This is a genomic window from Sphingopyxis sp., assembly GCF_035565275.1.
GTDB lineage: Bacteria > Pseudomonadota > Alphaproteobacteria > Sphingomonadales > Sphingomonadaceae > Sphingopyxis.
On the sequence record NZ_DATMST010000099.1, the window covers coordinates 1 to 22620 of the forward strand.

The 22620-nt window shown below is 65.5% G+C and carries 19 protein-coding genes; 8 read left to right on the forward strand and 11 right to left on the reverse strand.

Going from position 1 to position 22620, the window contains the following annotated elements; all coding sequences use genetic code 11:
• A partial coding sequence (locus tag VN047_RS07055) for a glycosyltransferase family 4 protein (RefSeq protein ID WP_325541436.1) occupies positions 1 to 1708 on the reverse strand: 1708 nt, incomplete at its 3' end.
• 384 nt (positions 1709 to 2092) lie between these two features.
• Between VN047_RS07055 and cphA the strand changes: the two genes are divergently transcribed.
• Genes cphA through VN047_RS07070 form a run of 3 tightly spaced genes read left to right on the forward strand, consistent with a single transcriptional unit; the run spans position 2093 to position 6459 of the window.
• Entirely contained in the window at positions 2093 to 4822 is a 2730-nt protein-coding gene (gene cphA / locus VN047_RS07060) for a cyanophycin synthetase (protein ID WP_325541437.1), read from the forward strand.
• On the forward strand, positions 4815 to 5678 hold the full coding sequence (locus VN047_RS07065) for an isoaspartyl peptidase/L-asparaginase family protein (RefSeq protein WP_325541438.1): 864 nt from the start codon (positions 4815 to 4817) through the stop codon (positions 5676 to 5678). Before cphA ends, VN047_RS07065 begins: the two co-directional genes overlap by 8 nt.
• Complete coding sequence (locus VN047_RS07070; RefSeq protein ID WP_325541439.1) at positions 5668 to 6459, forward strand: cyanophycinase; 792 nt, start codon at positions 5668 to 5670, stop codon at positions 6457 to 6459. The genes VN047_RS07065 and VN047_RS07070 overlap by 11 nt, the downstream gene beginning before the upstream one ends.
• Positions 6460 to 6474: 15 nt before the next feature.
• Here the strand turns inward: VN047_RS07070 and gntA are convergent, their stop codons facing one another.
• A complete protein-coding gene (gntA, locus tag VN047_RS07075) occupies positions 6475 to 7161 on the reverse strand; it encodes a guanitoxin biosynthesis heme-dependent pre-guanitoxin N-hydroxylase GntA (protein ID WP_062179280.1) in 687 nt (228 codons plus the stop codon).
• Positions 7162 to 7358: 197 nt separating this feature from the next.
• The gene (locus VN047_RS07080; protein ID WP_062179277.1) at positions 7359 to 7910 is read right to left on the reverse strand and encodes a type 1 glutamine amidotransferase domain-containing protein; all 552 of its coding nucleotides are present in this window, start codon (positions 7908 to 7910) and stop codon (positions 7359 to 7361) included.
• Positions 7911 to 8221: 311 nt separating this feature from the next.
• Here VN047_RS07080 and VN047_RS07085 point away from each other — a divergent pair, with 311 nt between their 5' ends.
• From VN047_RS07085 to VN047_RS07105, 5 genes are all read left to right on the forward strand, one after another.
• Entirely contained in the window at positions 8222 to 8890 is a 669-nt protein-coding gene (locus VN047_RS07085) for a thermonuclease family protein (RefSeq protein ID WP_062179274.1), read from the forward strand.
• Between the two features lie 287 nt (positions 8891 to 9177).
• Entirely contained in the window at positions 9178 to 9759 is a 582-nt protein-coding gene (locus tag VN047_RS07090) for an RNA polymerase sigma factor (protein WP_083435714.1), read from the forward strand.
• Entirely contained in the window at positions 9756 to 10664 is a 909-nt protein-coding gene (locus VN047_RS07095) for a FecR family protein (RefSeq protein WP_062179268.1), read from the forward strand. The genes VN047_RS07090 and VN047_RS07095 overlap by 4 nt, the downstream gene beginning before the upstream one ends.
• A gap of 78 nt (positions 10665 to 10742) precedes the next feature.
• Positions 10743 to 13679: a TonB-dependent receptor gene (locus tag VN047_RS07100; RefSeq protein ID WP_062179265.1), complete on the forward strand. Its 2937-nt coding sequence runs from the start codon at positions 10743 to 10745 to the stop codon at positions 13677 to 13679.
• Complete coding sequence (locus VN047_RS07105) at positions 13673 to 15661, forward strand: Atxe2 family lasso peptide isopeptidase (protein ID WP_325541440.1); 1989 nt, start codon at positions 13673 to 13675, stop codon at positions 15659 to 15661. The genes VN047_RS07100 and VN047_RS07105 overlap by 7 nt, the downstream gene beginning before the upstream one ends.
• A gap of 88 nt (positions 15662 to 15749) precedes the next feature.
• On the opposite strand, the gene VN047_RS07110 is transcribed toward VN047_RS07105, so the two are convergent.
• The 8 genes from VN047_RS07110 to VN047_RS07145 all read right to left on the reverse strand — a co-directional run bounded on the left by VN047_RS07110 (position 15750) and on the right by VN047_RS07145 (position 22535).
• Positions 15750 to 17369: an asparagine synthase C-terminal domain-containing protein gene (locus tag VN047_RS07110; protein WP_137892486.1), complete on the reverse strand. Its 1620-nt coding sequence runs from the start codon at positions 17367 to 17369 to the stop codon at positions 15750 to 15752.
• An 86-nt stretch (positions 17370 to 17455) separates the two neighbouring features.
• Positions 17456 to 18115 (reverse strand): lasso peptide biosynthesis B2 protein, encoded by a 660-nt coding sequence (locus tag VN047_RS07115; protein WP_137892484.1) that lies wholly within the window; start codon positions 18113 to 18115, stop codon positions 17456 to 17458.
• Positions 18116 to 18157: 42 nt separating this feature from the next.
• Positions 18158 to 18292 carry a hypothetical protein gene (locus VN047_RS07120; RefSeq protein WP_274520227.1) on the reverse strand — a complete coding sequence of 45 codons (135 nt, stop codon included), beginning with the start codon at positions 18290 to 18292 and terminating at the stop codon, positions 18158 to 18160.
• Positions 18293 to 18389: 97 nt separating this feature from the next.
• Positions 18390 to 18995, reverse strand: coding sequence for a GntR family transcriptional regulator (locus VN047_RS07125; RefSeq protein WP_062179254.1), 606 nt, complete (start codon positions 18993 to 18995; stop codon positions 18390 to 18392).
• 14 nt (positions 18996 to 19009) lie between these two features.
• Positions 19010 to 19915, reverse strand: a complete 906-nt coding sequence (locus VN047_RS07130) for a phytanoyl-CoA dioxygenase family protein (RefSeq protein ID WP_238586598.1) — start codon at positions 19913 to 19915, stop codon at positions 19010 to 19012.
• A gap of 10 nt (positions 19916 to 19925) precedes the next feature.
• Positions 19926 to 20600 carry an acyl-homoserine-lactone synthase gene (locus VN047_RS07135; protein WP_325541441.1) on the reverse strand — a complete coding sequence of 225 codons (675 nt, stop codon included), beginning with the start codon at positions 20598 to 20600 and terminating at the stop codon, positions 19926 to 19928.
• 30 nt (positions 20601 to 20630) lie between these two features.
• Complete coding sequence (locus VN047_RS07140) at positions 20631 to 21365, reverse strand: helix-turn-helix transcriptional regulator (protein WP_062179245.1); 735 nt, start codon at positions 21363 to 21365, stop codon at positions 20631 to 20633.
• Positions 21366 to 21599: 234 nt separating this feature from the next.
• Positions 21600 to 22535, reverse strand: a complete 936-nt coding sequence (locus VN047_RS07145) for a DUF2493 domain-containing protein (protein WP_062179242.1) — start codon at positions 22533 to 22535, stop codon at positions 21600 to 21602.
• Positions 22536 to 22620: the final 85 nt, after the last annotated feature.

The window sequence follows — 22620 nt, forward strand, 5'->3', positions numbered from 1 at the left end:
CGCGGCCCAGGAGTTCGTCGGCTCCGAGAAGTGCGAACGCGATCGCGCGCGGACTTTTGAGGTCGGCTGCCAAGGGGGCGGTGCGCGCAAATAGTCCCGCGCACCAGGCGCGGAGTTCCGGCGTGCGCGCGTGCGCTGCGCCATGGCCGAGCGCCCAGAGCGTGCGCCCGTTGCTGTCTTCAGACCCTTCATCCTCGAGCCAGCGCCGGTCATAGGCCATGAAGTTGCGGAAGCGCCCGCGATCGGGGTTCCAGCCATGGTGAAGGAAGGCGGCGTAGCGCGCGAAGAGCAGGCCATATTCCTCCTCGCCGAGCGACGGGCTCGCATTGACGAGCATCAGCGCGCGCGCATTGTCGTCGATGCAATAGCCGTGATTCCGGTCGGGAATGAGCCCCGTCCCGTGCTGCAATATGCCGACATCGTCCGAGAGCGCGCGGATCGCGGCGAAGGAGGGGAACATCCGCCGGGGCTCGCGCCGCGCCGGCACGGCCGCGACGTTTTCGATCAGCGATGCAAAGCGCGCCGCGATGACCGGCCAGGCGGTAGACCGGCCGCGCGCATAGGCGCGCTCCTGGAGCGCGCGCCGTTCGCCGGGGTGCGCGAGCAACAGCAACACCGCCTCGGCGATCGCGTCGCTGTCGGCCCCGCCGAGCAGGATGCCCACGTCATCGGCGAGCAGTTCGCGCGCATGCACGAAGGGCGTCGATACGACCGCGCGGCCGAGCGCCACCGCATAGGCGAGCGTACCTGAGGTGATCTGCGCGAGATTGGGATAGGGCGCGAGATAGATATCGCATAGCTCGATCTGTTCGAGGAGTTCGGGCAGGTCGAGAAAGCGGTTCTCCCAGGCGATATTGTCCGCGACGCCGAGCTCCTCGGCGAGGTCGGCAAGGCTCTGCCGATAGGCTTCGCCCTCGGCAGCGACGAGATTGGGATGGGTGGCGCCGACGATCCGATAGAGAATGTCGGGATATTGGGCGGCAATCGCCGGCAGCGCGCGGATGGCCGCTTCCAGCCCCTTGCCCGGCCCGAGGAGGCCGAAGGTCGAGACGACCGGACGGCCCGCAAGGCCGAGCCGCTCGCGAAGCGGCGAACATGCCTCGAAGGCCCGGTCGGGGGTGCCATGCTCGATCAGTTCGATGCGCTCCGCCTTCGCGCCATAGATGCGGATCAGCGTCTCGCGGCCGAAGGCGCTCATCACGACGAGCTTCGCCGCCTTCGCGACGAGATGCTCCATCACGCGCCGCTGGTCGGCGCTCGGCTCGGCGAGGATGGTATGGAAGGTGACGATCAGCGGCGCCGCAACGCGGTCGACGAGCCCCAGTATCATGTCGCCTGCGGGACCCCCGAAAATCCCGAACTCATGCTGGAGCCAGACCGCGTCGGCACCGCTTGCGTTGATCGCCTCCGCGGCAGCGCGATATCCATCGGCATCTTTCTCATCGATGCCAGCAACGGCTGCGGAATCGCTCGCATCGCCCGGCCTGGCTGCCATCGCATAGACATCGATCGCCATGTCGGGACGCGCGGTCGTCAGATGGTCGTAAATGTCGGCGGTGAAGGTCGCGATCCCGCACTGGCGCGGCCGGAAACAGCCGATGAGCGCGAGGCGCCGGGCGCGCGCGGCAATACCGGCAACGGGCCCGCCGTGGCGGCTCTCTTCATTGTCGAATGCGGTAAGGAAGCTGGTCTCGCTGTCGAATTTCATCGTTGTGCCTTCTGTCCGGTCCCCCCGCATGAAGAACAGGCGCGCGCATCGACCTTGCCCTTCTTCCCCTCGAGACGGGATTCAGTGGAAAACGGTCGAGCCCGAAGGGCGCGCCCCGCTCTGGCAGGAGATGCGTCATCGCCTGCTTCCCCAACGCGCCCCCGCGCGTGCAGTTGCCGACCCGCCGGCAACAATCGCCATGATCCAGGTTAACTCCGGCAACCGGGCCCAGCCGCTCGCGTTGGCATCTGCAGGACCCAACCCAAGGACAAGCATGCCGCGCTTCCCCCTCTCCCCTCCCGGCCCCATCTTTTCGCGCGCCCCGGCTCGAACCGCGCCCCTCGACCGCGGCAACCGGTCGCTGCCCCCTGCAAGGCCGGCGCATTGAGTTCCGCCCAGCTGCGCGTGCTCGAACGCTCGGTCTATAACGGCCCCAACCTCTACAGCCGGCGTCCGATGATCCGGATCCGCGTAGATCTCGGGATCCTCGACGATGATCCGAGCGACCGCCTCCCGGGTTTCGACAATGCCCTGCAATCGCTACTTCCCGGCCTCGTGGACCATGGCTGCAGCTATGGCGCGCCTGGCGGCTTTCTCCGCCGGCTCGCCGACGGAACCCGCCTCGGCCATATCATCGAACATGTGGCGATCGAGCTGCAGACCAGCGCCGGGGCCGCGGTCACGAGGGGCAAGACGCGCAGGGTGCGCGGCAAGCCCGGCCAATATGATATTCTCTACTGCTACGCCGATGCGCCGAGCGGCTTAGCCGCCGGGCGGGCAGCCATAGAACTCGTGAACGCGCTGCTTCCGACTGCGATGCAGGGTGCCGAAGGGCTCGATCGTATCGCCCCGGAGCTCGACGGCAGAGCGACCGATACAGACACGAGGGTGAGCGCGCTTCGAGCGATCGTCCGCAAGAACGGGCTCGGCCCCAGCACCGCGGCGCTCGTGGCCGAAGCGCGGCGCCGGCATATCCCCGTCCTGCGGCTCGACAAGGCAAGCCTCATCCAGCTCGGCACCGGCCACCGCCAGCGCCGCATTCGGGCGAGCGTGACCGGCGCGACATCGCTGATCGGCGCCGAACTCGCCGCGAACAAGCAGGCGGCGAAAGAGATGCTCACGAGCATCGGTATCCCCGTACCGCGCGGCGAACTCGTGCGGACGGTGTCGGATGCGGAACGCGCTGCCGCGAAGCTCGGCTGGCCGGTCGTTGTAAAACCGCTCGACGGCAATCAGGGCCGCGGTGTCACCACGAGCGTCGCCGACGATGGAACTCTTTGCGACGCCTTCGAGCGAGCGCAAGCCATCGCACCGCGTGTCATCGTCGAGCAGCAGCTCGTCGGAGCCGATCACCGCATTCTCGTCGTCGGCACAGCCGTGGTCGCGGTCGCCGAGCGCGTCGCCGCGCATGTGGCCGGCGATGGCAGGAACAGCATCGCGGATCTGATCGAGGCGGTTAACAACGATCCACGCCGCGGTGTCGGGCATGAGGCCGTTCTCACCCGGATCCGCATCGACGCCGCGCTCGAGGCCTTTCTCGCCGAGGCGAACTTCACTCTCGCGAGCGTGCCCAAGGCAGGCGAGATCGTGACGCTCCGCGGCGCCGCCAACCTCTCGACCGGCGGGAGCGCGATCGACCGGACCGATGTCATTCATCCCGAAAATGCGGCGATCGCGATCGACGCCGCCGCCGCGCTCGGACTCGACGTCGCCGGCATCGACATGATCGTCCCCGATATCGCGCAAAGCGTCCGTGCGTCGGGGGGCGGCATCGTCGAAGTCAATGCCGCGCCCGGGCTTCGCATGCATCTTGCTCCATCGGAAGGGACGCCGCGCGACGTTGCGCGGCCGATCATCGCCTCGCTCTTTCCGAAAGGCCAAAAGAGCCGTATCCCCATCTTCGCGGTGACCGGAACGAACGGCAAGACGACGACGGTGCGCATGCTCGCGCGAATCCTGGAACACCATGGCCTCACCACCGGCTTCACCTGTACCTCGGGCGTCTATGTCGGCGAGACCCGCAGCGCCGGGGGCGACGCGAGCGGTCCCAAGAGCGCGCGCATGCTGCTGCGCCACCCCCGCGTCGAAGCGGCAGTTCTCGAGACCGCGCGCGGCGGAATGCTGCGCGAGGGCCTCGCTTTCGACGCGTGCGACGTCGGGGCAGTCCTTAATGTCACGCCCGACCATCTCGGCCTCAAGGGCATCGAGACGCTCGCCGACCTGGCGCGCGTCAAAGCGATCGTTGCCCGCAACGTCAAAAAGAGCGGCGCCTGCGTTCTCAACGCCGCCGACCCGCTCACCGTGCGGATGGCACGCCGAGCCCGCGGACGGATCGTCTGGTTCACCGGCGGAGCGGTAGCGGACGCGTTGGCACCGATCCAAGCGCATCTCGATAGTGGCGGACTGGCGGTAAGCGGCGAGCGCGGAACGCTCATGCTGCACCGGGGCAGCGAATCCATGCCGATCATTCCTATCGCGAATATTCCGGTGACGCTGAACGGCGCAGCCCGGTTCAATGTCGAGAATGCCGCCGCGGCCGCGGCGATGGCCGCCGCCTACGGGATTGCTCCGGGTATGATCGCCTCGGGCCTCGCATCCTTTCGCCCGAGCTTCGAGGATTCGCCTGGGCGTCTCAGCCTTGCCGAGGCGCACGGGGTGCGGATCGTCGTCGATTATGCCCATAACCGCGCCGCGCTCACCGCGCTCGCCGAGTTGCTCGGCTCGATGCGCGGCGACAGCAATGTCCGTGTGATCGGAATGATCGGCATCCCGGGGGACCGGCGCGATTGCGATCTCGTCGATATCGGCGCTCTCTCGGGCGCGATGTTCGATGTCCTGATGCTGCGCGAGAATGTTGACCTCAGGGGACGCCCACCCGGCGAAGCCAATGCCTTGATGCGCAAGGGCGCCCTCGCAGCGGGGCTCGATGCGGCCGCGATCGGTATGCACGATGGTGAGTATGACGCTGCCTCGGCTTGCCTTGCGGCCGCGCGCCCCGGCGATATCGTGGTGCTCACGCCGACCGACGTCGACGGGATATGGAGGATCGTCGAAGCCTGGGCGGCGGGCACCGGTCCTGAGGACGCCCGGTTGCTGGAGGCGGCGCATGGCTGACGGACGTTGGGCGATCGCGGTCCACGGCGGAGCGTGCCGGATCCCGCCGGCACTGCAGGCGCCGCGCCGCGAGGGGTGCGCGGCAGCCTTGGAAGCCGGCAGGATGATATTGGAGCGCGGCGGCGGCGCGCTCGAGGCGGTCAAGACCGCGGTCTGCCTGCTCGAGGACGATCCGCTGTTCAACGCCGGCCGGGGATCGGTGGCGAATGCAGACGGCGAGGTCGAGATGGACGCGGGTATCATGGATGGCGCCACGCTCGACGTCGGCGCGGTTGCTTGCGTGCGGTTCCTCTACAATCCCGTCGAAGCGGCGCATGCCATGCTTAGGGAGCCGCCCGTGCTCCTCGTCGGTGCCGGCGCCGAGGCTTTCGCACGAGCGAGCGGCATCGCGGAACCCATGGAAGCCATGCGCCCGGCGACAGCGGGCGAGAGCGACCATGATACGGTTGGCTGCGTTGCGCGCGACCGCGCAGGACATGTTGCCGCGGCTACATCGACCGGCGGACTGGCGGGCACGCTCGCCGGGCGCGTCGGCGACGCACCGCTTCCCGGCTGCGGCTTCTATGCCGAGGACGGCGTCGGCGCGGTGTCGCTTTCGGGCGACGGTGAGGCGATCGCACGGACGCTGCTTGCCGCGCGCGTGATGCGCGCGCTCGAGACAACGGGCGCCAGCGCGGCGGTTACAACGATTTTCGAGCCGATGGCGCGCCTCCGAGCCGAGGCGGGCGTCATCCTTCTCGACCGCGACGGCGCGATCGGCATCGCGCACAATAGTCCGCATTTCGCCGCCGCCTATGCCCGCGAGGGAATGTCCGCGGTTTCCGACATCGTCTGGGAGGATGACCATGCCCATTAATCGCGGCCCCCTTTTCGTGATCGGCGGCCATGAAGACAAGGATGGCAGCCGCAAGATACTCGGTGCAATCGCTGCTGAGCTGGGCCAAGGCACGCTCGTCATTGCCACTATCGCCAGCGCGAAGCGCGATGGATATTTCGAGGCCTATTGCGAGGGCTTTGCGCCGCTTGGGATCGGCCGGCTCGTCGAGCTTTACCTCGACGATCGGGATCAAGCCCGGGATCCGGCGCGCGTATGCATGATCGACCAGGCCGACGGTATCTTCTTCACCGGCGGCGACCAGTCGCGCCTCGTGAGCCTCACCGGAGACACGCCCATCGAGGCGGCCATTCACGCGCTCCACGATCGCGGGGGACTTATCGCGGGAACGTCGGCGGGAGCCTCGGCGCAGGGCGAAACGATGCTCATCGGCGGAAGCGGCGAAGAGACGCCGCGCATCGACGACATCGAACTGGTGCCGGGGCTTGGCCTCATCCCCGACTGCATCATCGACCAGCATTTCGCGGAGCGCGGGCGCATCGGGCGGCTTCTCGGCGCGGTCAGCCGTCGTCCCGACTGTCTCGGAATCGGGATCGATGAGGACACCGCGCTCCGGATCGAGGCCGGCACCGCGCGGGTGATCGGAAGCGGCGGCGTCACGATCGTCGACGCGTCGCGGGCGAGCCATTCCGCCGCGGCGGGCGCCTCGTCCGGCGGCATCGTATCGCTTCACGGCGCGACGCTTCACGCGCTGCGCGATGGGGAGAGTTTCGACCTGGCGCCGCGCCGCCCGGCAAAATAGGCTGCGCAACGGCGCTCAGGGCGCCGCGTTACGTCCGGAGAAGGGACACCGCCAATCGGGTCCGACAGCCCGCCCCGAATATTGCCGTGCCTCCGACACGTCGCCGTGACGGGCAAGCATGGGGTTCGCGCTTCCGGCCAAGGCGATGTCGCGTGCGATGATCTTTCCGCGCATCGTCTCATAGACCTCGGTCTCGCGCAGCTTCTCGAACTGGTCGTGGAGGTTGAACACCAGTGCGGGGCGTTCGAAGCGGCGCGCGGGACGGCTGGCTCGGGGGTGGAGGCCGACGACGAAAAAGGCCTCGCCGCCGAAGCTCAGCGAGAAGTGCGGATCATCAGGGCTGTGACTGACGCGCGGATCGGGCGGCTGGCCTGCCCAGTCGTCCTTCCGGCTCAGCGAGTCGATACGCTCCCACAGACATGTCTCGAACGCTTGCTCGTCGAGCCCGCCATCCTCCTCGAAGATCACCACGAGCGAATGGAATAGGCTCGGCGAGCGCGCATAACTCCAGGCGAGATCGAGGAGATTGGGGTAGATGCGCAAATCGTCCCAAGCCGAGCGCATGTCGCGGCCGACGACGAAGCGGATCTGGCTTCGCGCAAGCGCGGACTTCGCTCCGACACAGGGAAAATCCGTGGCGCGGATGAAGTCCCGGAAGCGTTGAGCCAGAGGATGGGAGCTGTCGTCGGTTGGCGGTAGCATGCTGCTGAAACCGACCTCTCTTGCCGCGGTTGCAGCGAGTTAACCTGGGTTGCGTCGATTTTTCGGTCGCCTCGCCTCCGCTCATTTTCGATCGGTGGCCTGCAGCCGTAGTGTAGAGCTTAGCCCCTCTAAATATCTCAAAGCCCGGTTATTCCACGCAATCGAGGGGCGCTCACAAACGCAACTTCTCAGAAATTTCAGCTCTTGTCCTGCAGCGCCTCTACGATCGCGTCGCAAAATGCAGGCAAATCGTCGGGGCAGCGGCTGGTAATGATGTTGCCGTCGATCACGACCGCCTCGTCGACCACCTCGGCACCCGCGTTCGCGACGTCGGTCCGTATCGACTTATAGCAGGTCAAGCGCCGCCCCTTTGCCAGCCCCGCTTCGATCAGAAGCCATGGCGCGTGGCAGATGGCCGCAACCGGTTTGCCGGTCGCGGCAAAGTCACGAATCAACGCCACCGCGTCGTCATCGACGCGCAGAAGATCCGGATTGATCTGACCGCCCGGCAGTATGAGCGCGTCGTAATTGTCGATATGGACATCGGATATCTTGAGGTCGACCTCGATCTCGTCGCCCCAGTCATCTTCGTCCCAGCCGGTAATATCGCCCATCTCGAGGGACGCGATATCGATCTTGGCTCCAGCGTCCTGAAGACGCTCAAGCGGGACCTCAAGTTCGGATTGTTCGAAGCCGTCGGCGGCCATGATGAGGATACGCCGGGACGATAGGGGTTCGGTAGTTGCCATGAGGGGAGCTCCTTTGCCTGTTATCCAGACAAATGCGCCGCGCCTTCATATGTTGCCTGCCTCGGCCCATGCCTGCCATGCGAAGCTACAAATGAAAAAGGCGGCCCCGAGGGGCCGCCAAGTCAGTGAATGAAGGGAGCCCTCCATTCGGGTCGCGAGCCGGCGGATAGACGATCGCGCAAAACAGGCGAGAAAAATCTACCATGCCGTAGCGTTATGCGGCGGCGATGATGCATCTCGGCAACAGGTTGCAATGGCTCGGGTCCGATCCTGCAAGGACCTGGTAAGCCGAAGCGGTTATCCTCGGTGACATGAGACATATCATCGCCGCCTCGCTGCTGCTGCTCGCAGTCCCTGCTCTCGCCCAGGATATCAGTGGAGTGGCACGCGCCGCCGACGGAGATTCGCTCGACTTCGGCGGGATCGCGGTCCGGCTTCACGGCATTGATGCACCCGAACTGTCGCAGACTTGCGAAAGGGCGGATAGAAATTGGGCCTGCGGCAAAGCTGCTGCGGCCAAGCTGGCCGCGCTCGTCGGTGGACAGCAGATCATTTGCGAACAGCACGACATCGATGCTCATGGACGCACCGTCGCCGCCTGCCGCGCCGGGGCCACCGACCTTGCCGGCGCGTTGGTCGACGCCGGGCTTGCGGTAGCCCTCGCGGACTTCTCGGACCGTTATGTCGCGCATGAGGCCCGGGCCAAGGCTGCGCGCCTTGGTCTTTGGGCCGGGACATTCCAAATGCCCGCAGACTACCGCGCCGCGCACTCTCACACGGTCGCCCGCGACGCCCAACGGCGCCGGGAATCAATCCCCTCACCCGCTCCGCGCGCGGGGCCTACGACCACATATTATAGTAACTGCAAGGAGGCTTGGGCGTCCGGCGCTGCCCCCCTCCGCCGCGGGCAGCCGGGCTATCGTCTCGAGATGGACGGCGACGGAGACGGGATCGCCTGCGAGCCCTATCGGCGCCGCTGACAAGCGAGGGTTCAAAGGAAGAATCCGATTCGATTTGGATGCAATTGCTCCGGGGACTCTTGCCCTGACGCACCGTCGGGCTATGCTTGCCCTGCATCGGGCAAGAAGGCGCGCGGTGCCGGGTCGTAAGAAGCCTCGTCGGAAAGCCTTGTGAAATTTCCATCCGCTGCCGGGTGGCCGACGCGTATGTCCAGGCCCTCGGGCTAAAGGCGGCGGCGCATATTTCCGAATATGTTCTTACCACTCCGGCAGACTCGCTTTCCGGCTCGACCGGTAGGCGATATGGAATGGACTATGACGACGCCCCCTCGGCAGGCCGCGGCCTCCCGTCGGGAACTCCCCTTCCCCCCGACGACTGGGCCGGTCATGGCCATGACGCTCGGATGGAGAATCTCTACGCTTCGCACCATGCACGGGTCGCCGGAATCTTCCGACGCAATGTGCCGCCGCAGGAGGTGCCGGATCTTGTCCAGGAGACGTTCCGCCGGCTCATGTCCGCTAAGGGGTATGGCGCCGGATTTCTGGAAGCGCCCGCCGCCTATCTGGCATCCGCCGCGCGCAGCATTCTCAAGAACCGTGCGCGTTCGGGCGTGCGCAGTCATGTACAGGCCCATGACAGTTTCGAGGACCAGCAACTCGCCGGTCCCGATCCCCACGCCGTTCTCGAACAACGCGACCTTCTGCGCCGCGCCGAGGATGCGATCGCTGCGCTGAATCCCACCACACGGGATGTATTCCTGATGCACAGGCTCGATGATCTGAGCTATTCCGAAATTTCACGAATCAAAGGCATGAGTCTGAAACGCGTGGAAAAACATATCGCCAAGGCCCTCAAAGCGATCCGCAAGGCGCGAGACGCACAGCTGTGAGGCGGGCGGACAGCGAGGCGGCCGACTGGGCCGCCAAGATGCACGGCTCGCCCACCGAAGCCGAACGGGCCGCATTCGCCGCGTGGCACGCGAAGCCCGGCCATGCGGACGCCTATGCCGAGGCAGAGGAACATTATATGCTGGGCGCCAGCATGTCGCGTCAACGCATCGGCGCCCAGGCACGTCCGTCGCAAAGCGCACCGCGCCAGCTTCGCTGGGCGGTCGCCGCGGTCGCGGCTGTGAGCATCGCGATCGGCTTTGCCTGGCACCTCGGTAAGCCTGTCGACGTCGAACAGATTGCCGCCGGGCCAATGTTGCCCGGCCAACTTCGCCTTGCCGACGGGTCGACGGTGACGCTGGTGGACGGCGCATGGGCTGAACCGCAGTTCACGACAAGCGAGCGGCGCGTCCGCCTGCACGGCGGGCGCGCCCGCTTCGAGGTCGCCCATGATGCCGGCCGGCCATTCATTGTCATCGCAGGGCGATCCGAGACCATCGCGCTCGGCACGGTGTTCGAGGTTGATGCCCGCGCGTCCAGCCCGAAGATCAAGCTGGTCTCGGGCTCGGTCGAGGTTCGGCTCGGCGGCACCGCGAAAGCAATCCGGCTCGCTCCGGGCGAAAAGGCGGAAGTGTCCGAGACCGGCCCGCGCCTTCTTCCCGAGATGACGCCCCCCCTGCCGTCGACGATGCTCGCGGCCAATAATCTGCCGCTCGGCGCGGTTCTCGACGCGGCGAACAAGACCGGCGGCAAGCCCATCCGTCTTGACGATCCCGCCCTCGCCTCGCTTCCCGTCACCGGCCGGTTCGACGTCGCCGACGGCGACAGCCTCGCGCGCAAGCTTGCCGCTGCGCTCGGCCTTACGGCCGAGGACAAAGGCAACGAAATCATCCTCCGGAAAAAATAGTTCGATCGGGAGGGGGGATCATCCTCTCCCGGTGTTTTGCACCCCAGACGGCCAACAGTGGCCGCTTGGGGAGGTATCATGAAGACCAAGTTTATTGCGGCGATGCTCGCATCGGGCACTGCGGCCATCGCGATCCAGGTGCCGAGCGCGCAGGCCCAAATTCAGGCTCGGGTGGGACAGCAAAGCTACAACCTCCCGGCGCAGGATCTTGCCACCGCACTCCAGCGATACTCCGAAATCTCCGGCCGCGAGGTCATCGCCTCCGGCACGATCACACACGGCAAGCGCAGTTCTCGCGTGACCGGCCGCCTGAACGCTGACGCTGCCCTATCCCGCCTCCTCTCCGGCACCGGTCTCATCGGAGAACTCATCGACGGCGCCCTGGTACTGCGCGAGGGAAACGACGGTGCCGCGGCAGCGCAATCGATTGATGGCCGTGACGAGGCGATCGTCGTAACCGGAACCCGTATCCGTGGAACGGGCCCCGTCGGCTCGGCCGTCGCCACCATCGATCGCGATGCGCTCGATCGCAGTGGGCGAGCAACGCTCGCCGATTTCATCCAGACGATCCCCCAGAACTTCTCGGGTGGTCCCGCCGAGGCCAATGTCGGGTTCAGCAATCGCGGCAAAGCCTCATCGAATATCGCCTATGGGAGCGGCTTCAACCTGCGCGGACTCGGGCCCGGCGCCACGCTCACGCTGTTCGATGGCGCGCGGCCCGCGCTGGGCGGCGGGTCGGGCGCCTATGCCGATGTATCGCTCGTGCCCTCCGTCGCCATCGACCGGGTCGAGATTCTCACCGACGGCGCGTCCGCAATCTATGGTTCGGATGCGGTCGCGGGGGTGGTGAACATCCGCTTTCGCAACCGCTTCGAGGGCGCCGAGACACGGCTGCGTGCCGGGACCGCCGATGGCGATTATGGCGAGGTCCAGATCAGCCAGATTTTCGGTACGGGCTGGTCTGCGGGCCACCTCGTCGTCGCAGGGGAATATAGCAAGCGTGGCAATCTTGAGGCGACAAAGCGACCTTTTGCTACCGAGGATCTTCGAGCCTTCGGTGGCCCCGATCTGCGCTCGAACTATAACAGCCCCGGGACCATCGTGGCCGCAAACGGCCAGCGTTTCCTCATTCCGCGGGGCCAGAATGGTCGCGGGCTGACGGCAGCCCAACTGACGCCGAGCGCGGATTTCAACCGCGGCGACGCGCGGCGTCACACCGACATTCTGCCCGAGCAGGAGACAGGGAGCCTCTATGGAAGCGTCGAGCAATCGCTCGGCTCGCACGTCACATTATTCTCGCGCGCCCTGTATTCGGAGCGGCGTTTCGAGGCACGACGCCGCGTCAGCGGCCCGACGCCGGTCCGCGTTACAAGTGCGAATCCCTTTTATGTCGACCCGATCGGAACGGGTCAGCCGATCAACGTCTATTATGATCCGGCAGCGGACTTCGGCCCGGAAAGCCTGCGCGGCACGGCAAAGGCCTTCAACAGCCTCGTTGGCGCACGCGCCGACATCGGGACCTGGTCGATCGAACTGACCGGCGGGTTCGGACGCCAGAAGGAGCGTTATGACAGCTTCAATCTGGTCCACAGCCTGCGCTTCTCGCGCGCGGTCGCCTCGACGAACGCCCCGCAGGCGATCAATGTCTTCGGCGATGGCGCGGTCAACGACCCGGCGCTGATCGACAGCCTGCGTGGTACCATCACCGCCAAAACCCGGTTCGAGGTTTGGACGGGAGCCCTCCGTGCCGACGGCACCTTGTTCGCGCTGCCCGCGGGCGACCTCAAAATGGCGGTGGGCGCCGAGTATCGCCGCGACCGCTTCACCTTCGAGCAGGTGCTCGACCTCGTCACCGACACGCCGCTGGTCATCGGCATCCCGGGTCTGCCAGACAAGCGCGTCGTCAAGGCCCTCTACGGCGAACTGGTCGCCCCAATCTTCGACAGCGGCGCCAGCTTTCCCGGCGCGCTCACCGTGTCGGCTGCCGGACGCTATGAGGATTATTCGGACTTTGGCGACACCGCCAATCCAAAGTTCGGCGCACGTTGGACGCCGCTCCCTGGGCTGGCGTTCCGCGCTTCCTATGGAAAGTCGTTCCGCGCGCCTTTCTTCGACGAACTGGTAGGCACCGCCAACGCGCTCTACCAGACGCTCCGGGTCGCCGATCCCTCGTCGCCGACCGGGCAAACCGTTGTCCTCGCACTCTTCGGCTTTCGTCCCGACCTGCAGCCCGAGCGCGCCGAGACCTGGACCGCCGGCATTGACTTCGAGCCTCGAGCGATCCCGGGCACGAAGCTGTCGCTAACCTATTTCGATATCCGCTACCGCGACCGAATTGCGTCGGCATCGAGCGATAGCCGGAATATCCTGAACCGGCGCGATCTTTATGCGTCCATCATTCAGGACAATCCGGACCTCGCGACGGTGAACGGCTATTTCACTGGGCCGAACTTCTCGAATGGACTCGGCGTAACCCCAGCCGACGTCCGCGCCATCATCGATCTCAGGACCCGCAACCTCTCAACTTCGGCGATCCGAGGTCTGGATTTCGACCTTGGCTACAGCCGCCCGGTTGGCGGCGGGAGCATCTCGCTCAGCCTCGGGGGTACCAGACTATTCGCGATCGACAACCAGATCACCGAAAGCGCGCCGCGCGAGCATGTGGTCGGAACCCTCGGTAGTCCGGTGAAGCTTCGTCTTCGCGCGCGGGCTGGCCTAACGCTCGGAGCCTTCGATGGTGGCCTCGCGGTGAACCACGTGGGCTCCTACCGCAACCTCACGGTCACGCCCGTAGAGCGCGTCAGGAGCTGGACGACCTTCGATCTCCAGCTCGGCGCGCGGATCGGCGATCCCGATCGACGCTCGCTGCGGATTGGTTTCAGCGTCAACAATCTTTTCGACAAGGATCCGCCCTATGTGCAGTTCCGTGGGCCGAGCTATGCGATGGGCTATGACCCCGAACAGGCTAGCGCGATCGGCAGGAACATGGCGCTTCAGGCGGTCATTACATGGTGATTGCCGCCGCGTTACTGGCCGCCGCTAATCCGATAGCGGCGGCCCACCGCAAACCTGTCGCGGCTACTGACCTCGTCGAAGTCGCAGAGATCGGCGGCCCGACGATTTCGCCCGATGGGACGCATATCGTCTTCCGTGTCAGTCGGCCCTCGCTCGAAACCAACGAAACGAGCCTCACATGGTATATCGGCGCGGTCGACGGGTCCGAGCCGGAGTTCGCGGCGGACGGCGGCCTCGCTCGCATCGACGGCGCGGGCCTCGTCGCCGACCAGACCCCGGTCTGGGACCCCGACAGTCGCGGATTTCGGTTCCTTGCGTACCACGCCGGGGCGATCTCGCTTTGGCACTGGAGAAAGGGTGCCGGCGCGCGCGAAGAAATCCGCGAGGATGCAGATATAGTCGAGTTTGCGCTGTCAGCGGACGGCAAGAGCCTTCGCTATACGGTCGGCGCGACACGGGCGCAGATCGAGCAGGCGGAGATGAAGGCCTATGAGGAGGGTGTGCTGGTCGACGCCGCCGTCGATCTCAACCAGGCGATCGCCGGCGGCGTCATCGACGATGGCAAAAGGATCATGCAGCGCTTCACCGGCCCCTGGTTCGACCGTCGACGGATATTGTGGGATGCGCCGCGCCGCGAGAAAGCCGTGCAACTACAACCGGCCGCCACCCCTCTCTCCGGCTCGCTCAAAACGGAGACCCGTACCCCATCGCAAGGGGTCTCGGTCGCCTCGGACGACGGAAGCGTTGCGACCGTAGAACGCGCGGCGAAGCGCACGACCTTGACCGTCACCCGCAAAAATGGGGCGACAATCCTCTGTGCCGCTCCCATCTGCCAATCGCCAGGATTACTGGTGACGGCGTGGAGGCCAGGCCGGGACGCCTTGCTGCTCTTCCATGATGCCGGCAGCGCGCGCGAGGATGTGTGGGAGTGGAGCGTCGGCTCTCGCACAGCACGGAAGATCGTGACGACCGATGGTGCGCTTCGCCTGACCGACCGCCCGCTTCGCTGCGCCGTGGCGCGCGACGCACTCCTCTGCGCCGAAAGTCAGCCCCTCATTCCGCCGCGCCTTGTCCGCATCGCCCTCGCGGGGGCGAAGCATAGCGTCGTTTTCGAACCCAATGCCGCACTTGCGAGGCGCGTACGCGCCGAGGCCATTCCGCTCGCCCTCCCGGGCAATCGCTCAGCCATCCTGCTGAGGCCTGCCGGGACGAAAACTCCGACACCGGTCGTCGTCCAGAATTATCATTGCGCCGGGTTCCTGAAAGGCGGCACTGGCGACGAGCTTCCGATGCTGCCGCTCGTTGAACATGGCATCGCCGTCCTGTGCATCGATCCGTTTCGCGGACCACCGCGTGGTGGGCAGGAAGGCACCTACGAACTAGCCCGGACCGTCATCGCCGCCGCAATCGAGGATCTTGCCAAGGAGGGCCTCGTCGACCCGAACAAAGTGGGGATTGCGGGGTTCAGCCATAGTTCGGGCGTCGCGCTCTGGGCTCTCCGCCATAGCAAAGCATTTGCAGCAGCGACGATCGGGACCGGCCAAATTTCGCCCCATTACTTCTGGACCAATGCCGTCCCTGACCGCGGCTTTGCGGCAACGCTGGAGGATTATTGGCGCATGGGCGATCCGGACAGCGACCCGGCGCGCTGGAAGATCGCGTCGGCGGTTTACGATATCGCCGCGATCGACACGCCGATTTTGATGCAGTTGCCCGATGCGGAAGCCCCTTGGACCGCGGAGTTTCACACCAAGCTCAAGCGCGCCGGAAAGCCGGCGGAGATGATCGTCTATGCAGATGAGCTCCACAATAAATATCAGCCGCGACACAAGCGCGCCGTCTATGACCGCAATCTCGACTGGTTCCGGTTCTGGCTGACCGGTGAGGAGGACCCGGCTCCGGAGAAATCCGCTCAGTATGAGCGCTGGCGCCATTATCGCGCCGGAGGTCCACAGGAGCCCTTGCCCGTGCCTGCGCGATAGGTTCGTGTCGGGCGGGCCTCCCCCGGGGACCGCCCGGCACGACATCGCAGTCAAAGCATCAATCGCATTCGATGACGAACATCCTCTGCTATTCTCCTCCAGAATGCGGATGTGCGACCGAACGCGCCCATCGCTCGATATCCGCGAAGCTCAATATCCTGGTCACCATGACCGGATCGGGCCTTGTGTCGTCGGCGAAGAGCGCTGCGACCGCATCGAGATCGAGGAGTCCGGCTCCAGCCAGCCATCCGTCCAGCAGAAACGAGCGAAGGCGCTGGCGATGGGTTTCAAAGGCAGGAAGGAATACCGACAATATGCGCCCCTTCCCCAGACGTTCGATCACCATCTCGGGCAGGTCCTGCCGGAACGCCTTGCGCGCAAGCGCGCGGTTCTGGCCGCCCTCTCCCCACTGCCAGCTCGGGACGCCGAGCGTATATTCGATGATCGGTTGCGACAGCAGCGGCGCGATCATCGGCATGGATACTGCGCGGTCGTAGCCATCGAGAAATGGCTGCACGATGAGGAGTTTTATCGCGTAGACCTGCTGGCCCGGCGAGGCGCGATGTGCCTCGACCATCCAGGGATGCTCGGGATGATCGCGTGCGAACCGCCGCGAGAGCAGGCTATGATCGACTGGCCAGAGCGGCGGCGGCTTCAGCAAGCGCTTCATGGCATAGCCCAGCGCGCGCCACATATTGTCGTTTGCGAGTTGCGCGAGATCTCCCGCCGCGCGCCATCCCGAAATCGGCCCTTCGTAGCGCAGGGCATCGAGCACCGGCGCGGCCGAGGTAAGATAGCCGAACACATTGTCGCCGCCGGTACCAGTGAAGATCGCGTCGGCCTTGAACTCGCGCGCACCTTCCAGATAGGCGCCGTCGCTCGGACCGAGCAGGCCAAAGCCCCCTGGCCTCGCGCGGAGTGTCTGGGGCGGGGCCATCGGGTCGCCAAAGGACGGACGCTGCCACTCGGCCAGCGGCGCGCCGACATGTTCGGCAACCGCTCGGGCATAGGGCCGCTCGTCACCGTCGGGGTCGGTCGTCGCCATCGTGAGCCCGCGCCAAGGCCGACGGCGTCCGCTGAGGCAGGCCGCCATAATGCTGCTGTCGATCCCTCCGGAGAGCTCTAGCTGCACGCGCTCGAACCGCATGCTCCAGGCCGACACTGTACGGCTGACCTTATCGCGAAGCTCCTCAGGATCGATCCGCTCGGGAGGTCTTTGCGTATAATCCCATGGCGACCAGCTCGCCGGCCGCGTCATGTCCTCGCCAAGGACTGCGATCTCGCCGGGCAATAACTCGCGGACACCGCGAATCTCGCCTGCTGCCCCGCGAAGCAGGGGAAAGCGCATCCAGGCATCGATGCGTTCGGGGTCGAGCGTGTCGAGCGCGAAGCCCAGCGCGCGCGCGAGCGGCAAATCGGTGAAGGCAGTACGAACCAGCCCTCCAGACCCATCCTGGGTGAAGCAGAAAAGTGGAGGGCCGCTCATAGGGGATCGCAGGAGAAAAGTGCTGCCGTCCTCTCCGGCCCAGAAGAGAAGAAAATTACCCCAAAGCTGGCTGATCGCCCAAGCTCCTTCGCTCGCTACGATGCGCTCGACCTCGGGGGGCGTCAGCGCCTCGCAGGGAGCATATCCCTGGCGATGAAAAGCCCAGCCGACCAGCGCCACGCCGTGACTAATCCAGGCGGTCGTGCGGGCATCGACGATCAACCTGGCCCGCCCGATGCTGCCGGCGTCGTGGAACCCGCCCGGCAAAACCGGGGTATGAGGCCCCGCGACAAGAGCGCAGCGGATCGTCACAACCGGAAAACCGGCGTATAGTCCGCCACGGCATTGATATTGTCGGAAAGTAGCAGCTCTCCCTTTTGGACCCAGGCATGGGCAGCAAAGGGATCGATGCGCACGCCGAAGAGGACGTCGCAATCGACGTCGCGCTTCCAAAGAAATCGCGCAAGCGCCAGACTGTCGGGCACGCAGAGGCGGCGCAAGGGTAGCTGCACCCGCGCTGCCGCATAGCCGCGAGCCATTGCTCCCGGATCCGTGGCCCGGTCGGCGCGGCCGCGAAGGTGTCGTGCTTTCAGGGCACGCCAGCGGGCAACCGTTGCACCAATCCCCTGGAAGCGAAGGCGCAGCGAGGCTCCGGCGCGATATCGACCGATTTCGAGCGCGCTGGCGCGCTCGGCCTTGCCCGCAAGCTCCAGCGCGCTTGCCGTCGGTGCCGGCACCGATATGGGCAAAACGGCTGCGCCGGGTCCCTTCGCAAGGAGTCCCCTTGCCGTGAGACGGTCAAGGGCCGGGTCCGCGCCAGACCTTGGTGCTCCGCTGGTGCCGAGAGCGGCAAGCGCTCCGGCTTCGGCGCCGCGAAGCATCAGGTAGCGGTCGGCCTCAATATCGAGGAGCACCGCGCCTCCGCCGACGAAGCCGAAGCTGACATGGGATGGAAGATGATAGCTCATGGCGATACGGACGCGGCGCCGCGCGCCGCGTCCGCCATCCCGTCAGTCGGCGGTGATCGCGCCGTCCGGCTTGAAGTGGATGACCGAGCCATCCTCGGGATAGGGCAGAAGCCCGCCGAGCGTTTCGACGCTGGCGATGCCCAGTTCTTCGATTTCGGCGTTGTCGATGCGGTCCATGGGACCCTCCTTTGCTGACGCCGCGGAATTGCGGCATCATTAAAGCTACGCCCTTGAATCGGTATAGGAATTTTATAATTCTCGAATATGTCGAATATTATCTGAGCGGGTCCGAACGCGGCTTGAGTTCCGCGACGACGCGGCCCGCCTGGGCCATGCGGCGCCGGTGAAAGGTCGTGATCTTGCTGCGCAATGCCGTCCAGCGGCCGAAGCGATAATCGTCCTCCATCGCCGCGAGCACGACCCTCAAGCCGCCATCGATCCGCGCTTCGGCCACGCGAAATCGCTGACAACGCTCGACCACATTGATGATCGCGTAGCGCAGCTCGCGGTTCGGGCTCCCCATCGCGATTGCACGGAACAGCGAATCGACGGCTTCCGGATAGGCCGACACATGCGCGAGCTCGACGAGCATTCCGGGCGGATCGGGGCGCGGCGACTGCCCTTTCAACGCGATGCCGAGGAGCGATCCCGCCCACGCATACAGATCGTGAAGATCGGCCTCGGCGAGGAGCGGCTGGCGGAACCCCTCCTGATGCCAGCTTTCGACGATCCTCTCGCCCGACAGGCGGTGCAACGCATCGCGAACTGGGGTCGCGCTGGCGTCGAAGGACTTCGCCAACTGCGTCGGATCGAGGCGCGTGCCCGGTGGATAGCTCCCTGACAATATGCGCGCCTTCAGCTCCAGGTAGACGCGCTCCATGGTCGTGCCCGGGCTCACGTCGCCAGTGCCCCGCCCTCAGCCCGCTGCGCCGCGACATGTTCGGCGAGCAGTGCCTGCTGATCGGGCCGGAGCGCGTCGATCGCGGCAATCGGATCTTGCGGATAGCCATCGAACAGGACCGACGGGCACTGACCCTCGAAATTGCCGAGATTGGGCCGGTGCTGGGCATATCCCGCAAGCGCCGCCACGCCGGGCGAGAATGCCCGCGCAATCTCAGGCGGATAGGCCAGCCACTGATTTTCATAGGGCTTGAGCCAACCGAGGCAGTAGCTGACGATAATCCCGCGGCGGACGTCGCAGCTCCGGTTTCCGCCGGCGCCGTGCAGCGTCGAGCCGAGGAAGACGATCGCGTCGCCGGGCTCGGCCTCCGCAATAATCGGGGCCTCTTTGGGCTCCTCGACCAAGGCTTCGACGCCATGGCTGCCGGGCCAGATGATCGTCGCGCCATTCTCCTCGGTGAAGGGTGTCAGCGGCCACATGACATTCACCAGATATTCGACCTCGCCCAGCGCACCTTGCCACATATCCTGGTCTCGGTGCGGGAATTGCGCGAGCGCGCCGGGATGCAGCTCGATCGCCTGCGCGAGATTGAGCTGGATCCGCTCGCACCAGTTTCCGAGCGCAGTCTCAGCCAATTCGAGGATCGCCGGGTTCATCACGAGATCGGCCATATGCCGCGAGCGGATCAGGAGGCGGCCGAACCGCTTGGTCCGCTCGCCGTAGAAACCGCCCTCGCAGAAGGGCGTCGCCTCGTAGCGTGGTCCGAGATCCGCGGCGATCGCTTCGATAAGCAATGTCGGAGCGGCGCCCTGCAGAACCGCATAGCCGCGGTCCATGAGGGCATTTGCGGCAGGGGATCGATGAGATCGCTCGTCGAGGGCGGCGTGGTTGATCAGCATCTTACCCTCCTTAGGCTGCGCAGGCGGCCGAGGCCGCGATTGCATTGCTGACGATGCCTGCGGCCGCGAGTTTTGCGACGGTGGAGGCATCGATATCGATGCGGAGGCCAACGAGCGCCTGCCCACGGTGGAGGAGCGGCTCGCCGAGTGAGTGACAGTCCCAGCCGAAGGTCTGAATCTGACGGAACCAGGGCAGTTCGGCAACGCCGGTATAGGTGCTGACCTCGTTGGCGAGCGCGAACTCTGCAAGCCCGACCAGCAGCGCGTCGCGCGCGATCCGCCGCTGCCGCGCGCCGATGCCCGGCGATAGGCAAAAGCGGGTGATTTCGAGGACGTTGGGTCCCTGCGGCACGTCCCCTGCGACCAGCCCCGGGAAGAGGCTGTCGAGGAGGGCAGGCCGGGTGGTGAGTAGCAACCGCGCCGAGGCGAGATGCTCGCCGTCCGGATCGGTCACGATCAGATAGGTGGCATCGACGTTATCGAACTGGTCCAGCTCGAAGCGATCGGCCAGCGCAGGAATATCCCATTTCAGAAGATCGATGAAAACGCGCTTGCGCGCCTCGAACATCGTGCGCATCGCCTTGTGCTCGAGCGCCCGGTTGGTGGAATCGACAATAAGCAGCATGGATTTGCCTCCGTTTGAAAAGAGGCGTTCCAATTGAAGGGCTTTTCGCCGCTGCACCATAGCATGATCGGGGGGTGTCCCCAATTTTTCTCAGCGCTTGGCGATGTCCTCGAAACTTATGTCGCCGTCGTACAGCGCGCGCACGGTAAGCGTGATACCGCCATTCGCCTCGTAGCGCTGGCGGGCATTGCGCAGATGTTCGCGCACCGTGTCCGGACTGAGACCAAGTCTCAGCCCTATTCTGGGCACGGACTCGCCCTTGGCTGCCCATATCAGCACCTCGCGCTGCCGACGGGTAAGGCGTGGCCCGATGTGCGCGAGATCCGGATAGGCGATAAGGCGCGCCGCATCGAAAGCGGGACCGCCAATCATCCGCGCAAATTGCAGCGCGTCGGCACTCGCAGAACTACCCGGCTTCCACGCAAACGAAACAGAGCCATGCGCATGGCCGGGAAGATGCGCCGGCACGGTGAGACCGTCACCGATGCCGTGCCGCCGCGCCTCGGCAAGAATGACTTCGTCTTCGGGCCGCTCGGTCTTCATATCGTGCCACAGGAAACCCGACATACTGCGCTGGCTCTCGCGGTGAACGGGATCTGTTACACCCAGACGTTGCTCGTCGAACCAGAGAGCCCATTCTTCCGGATAATTGTGGACGCGCACGCCCCGATCCGGAGCCGCCAGGAAGTCGATATGGTGACTAAGTGCGAACCACGAGCAGCCCATTCGCGAACACGCTTCCTGCAACAGGTCGGCGAGACCCGCCTTGTCCTTCACCCGGCTGACGTCGAGCGCAAATGCATGCGCGGCGTCCATCGTCGGCATTATGACCCTTGGCGCGCCGACCGGCGTTTCCGACCTGCCGGGTCCGCGAGCCCCTCGTCAGTGCGTGCGGCCTTGCCCTCTTACAAGGCTGGCCGGCCCGCGACGGCCGATCACCGCTGGTCCAGGCGATCTTGGGAGAATCTGAAAGTGCGGGCTAACCCCATATTATTCAAATATATTCCAGAGATAGAACCAGATTGAGGCAATTTACGCAAAGCCGCGGAAATCCGCGGCTCAGCCACCGCCCTTGCGGAAGTCCCACAGCGGAATGCCCATTTTCATCGCCTTGTCGGCGAGATTGTCCTGAATTCCAGTTCCCGGAAAGACGATAAGCCCCACGGGTAGCGCCTCGAGCATCCGGTCGTTGCGTTTGAACGGCGCCGCCTTGCCGTGCTTGTTCCAATCGGGCCTGAACGCCACCTGCGCGACACCACGGTTGTCGGCCCAGCAGGCTGCCGCTCGCTCGGCGCCGGTCGGCGTTGCGCCGTGGAGGAGGATCATATCGGCATGCCGCACGCGAGCCTTGTCGAGTGCAGCCCAGATCGCGTTATGATCGTCGCTATCGCTCCCGCCGGTAAAGGCGATCCGCGTTCCTTCGGGCAGCAAGGTCGCCGCCTTTTCGCGAAGGCGCGCGTCGAGGAAGTCCCGGCTGTCGACGACCGATGCCGTCAGCGCTCTGTGATGCGCGCGGGAACCGGTGCGGGGCATCCAAGCCTTGCGCATGTGAGTGCGGAATTGATCGGCGGCGGCCTCGCGGAAGAATTCCATGGCGTCGCGCCTCTCGATGAGCGAGATGCCTTGAAGGGTCGCGCGTTCGAGCTCGACCGAGCGGATCTCACTGCCATCCTGTTCGCGTTGCAGCTTGCGCTGGAGCTGCTCATTTTCGTCGAGCCGGCGCTCGATCCGATCGCCGGCGCGGTGGAAGAGGTTGACCAGATTCCAGAGCAGGTCTTCGAGATCGGGTTCGATACGGGTCTCGGCGAGGCAGCCCGTGAGCCCGTCGAACATATCGGCGATGGCGCCTCCGGCAAGCCGGGCATCCGGTAGAGGCCGCGGGTCGGGTTCATCCTCATAGGGCCGGTAGCCGAAGAGCTGCATTTCCTGGAGGAGATAGGCAGTCGAGCCGGGTTCGGCAGAAGCTGAGGCGGGATGGTCGTTTGGAACGGTCATTTCGGGTCTCCTGGCCTGGCCGCGCCCGCGCGGCCTTCGCGGCGACGAGGTGCGGCATGCGGGACGGGACCGCACCCCGCCGGCG

Excerpts from the sequence above, each read along its gene's own strand:
- VN047_RS07065 (WP_325541438.1), top strand. The coding sequence starts at position 4,815 with ATGGCTGACGGACGTTGGGCGATCGCGGTCCACGGCGGAGCGTGCCGG.
- VN047_RS07070 (WP_325541439.1), top strand. The coding sequence starts at position 5,668 with ATGCCCATTAATCGCGGCCCCCTTTTCGTGATCGGCGGCCATGAAGAC.
- gntA (WP_062179280.1), bottom strand. The coding sequence starts at position 7,161 with ATGCTACCGCCAACCGACGACAGCTCCCATCCTCTGGCTCAACGCTTC.
- VN047_RS07080 (WP_062179277.1), bottom strand. The coding sequence starts at position 7,910 with ATGGCAACTACCGAACCCCTATCGTCCCGGCGTATCCTCATCATGGCC.
- VN047_RS07085 (WP_062179274.1), top strand. The coding sequence starts at position 8,222 with ATGAGACATATCATCGCCGCCTCGCTGCTGCTGCTCGCAGTCCCTGCT.
- VN047_RS07090 (WP_083435714.1), top strand. The coding sequence starts at position 9,178 with ATGGACTATGACGACGCCCCCTCGGCAGGCCGCGGCCTCCCGTCGGGA.
- VN047_RS07100 (WP_062179265.1), top strand. The coding sequence starts at position 10,743 with ATGAAGACCAAGTTTATTGCGGCGATGCTCGCATCGGGCACTGCGGCC.
- VN047_RS07105 (WP_325541440.1), top strand. The coding sequence starts at position 13,673 with ATGGTGATTGCCGCCGCGTTACTGGCCGCCGCTAATCCGATAGCGGCG.
- VN047_RS07115 (WP_137892484.1), bottom strand. The coding sequence starts at position 18,115 with ATGAGCTATCATCTTCCATCCCATGTCAGCTTCGGCTTCGTCGGCGGA.
- VN047_RS07120 (WP_274520227.1), bottom strand. The coding sequence starts at position 18,292 with ATGGACCGCATCGACAACGCCGAAATCGAAGAACTGGGCATCGCCAGC.
- VN047_RS07125 (WP_062179254.1), bottom strand. The coding sequence starts at position 18,995 with ATGGAGCGCGTCTACCTGGAGCTGAAGGCGCGCATATTGTCAGGGAGC.
- VN047_RS07130 (WP_238586598.1), bottom strand. The coding sequence starts at position 19,915 with ATGCTGATCAACCACGCCGCCCTCGACGAGCGATCTCATCGATCCCCT.
- VN047_RS07135 (WP_325541441.1), bottom strand. The coding sequence starts at position 20,600 with ATGGTGCAGCGGCGAAAAGCCCTTCAATTGGAACGCCTCTTTTCAAAC.
- VN047_RS07140 (WP_062179245.1), bottom strand. The coding sequence starts at position 21,365 with ATGCCGACGATGGACGCCGCGCATGCATTTGCGCTCGACGTCAGCCGG.
- VN047_RS07145 (WP_062179242.1), bottom strand. The coding sequence starts at position 22,535 with ATGACCGTTCCAAACGACCATCCCGCCTCAGCTTCTGCCGAACCCGGC.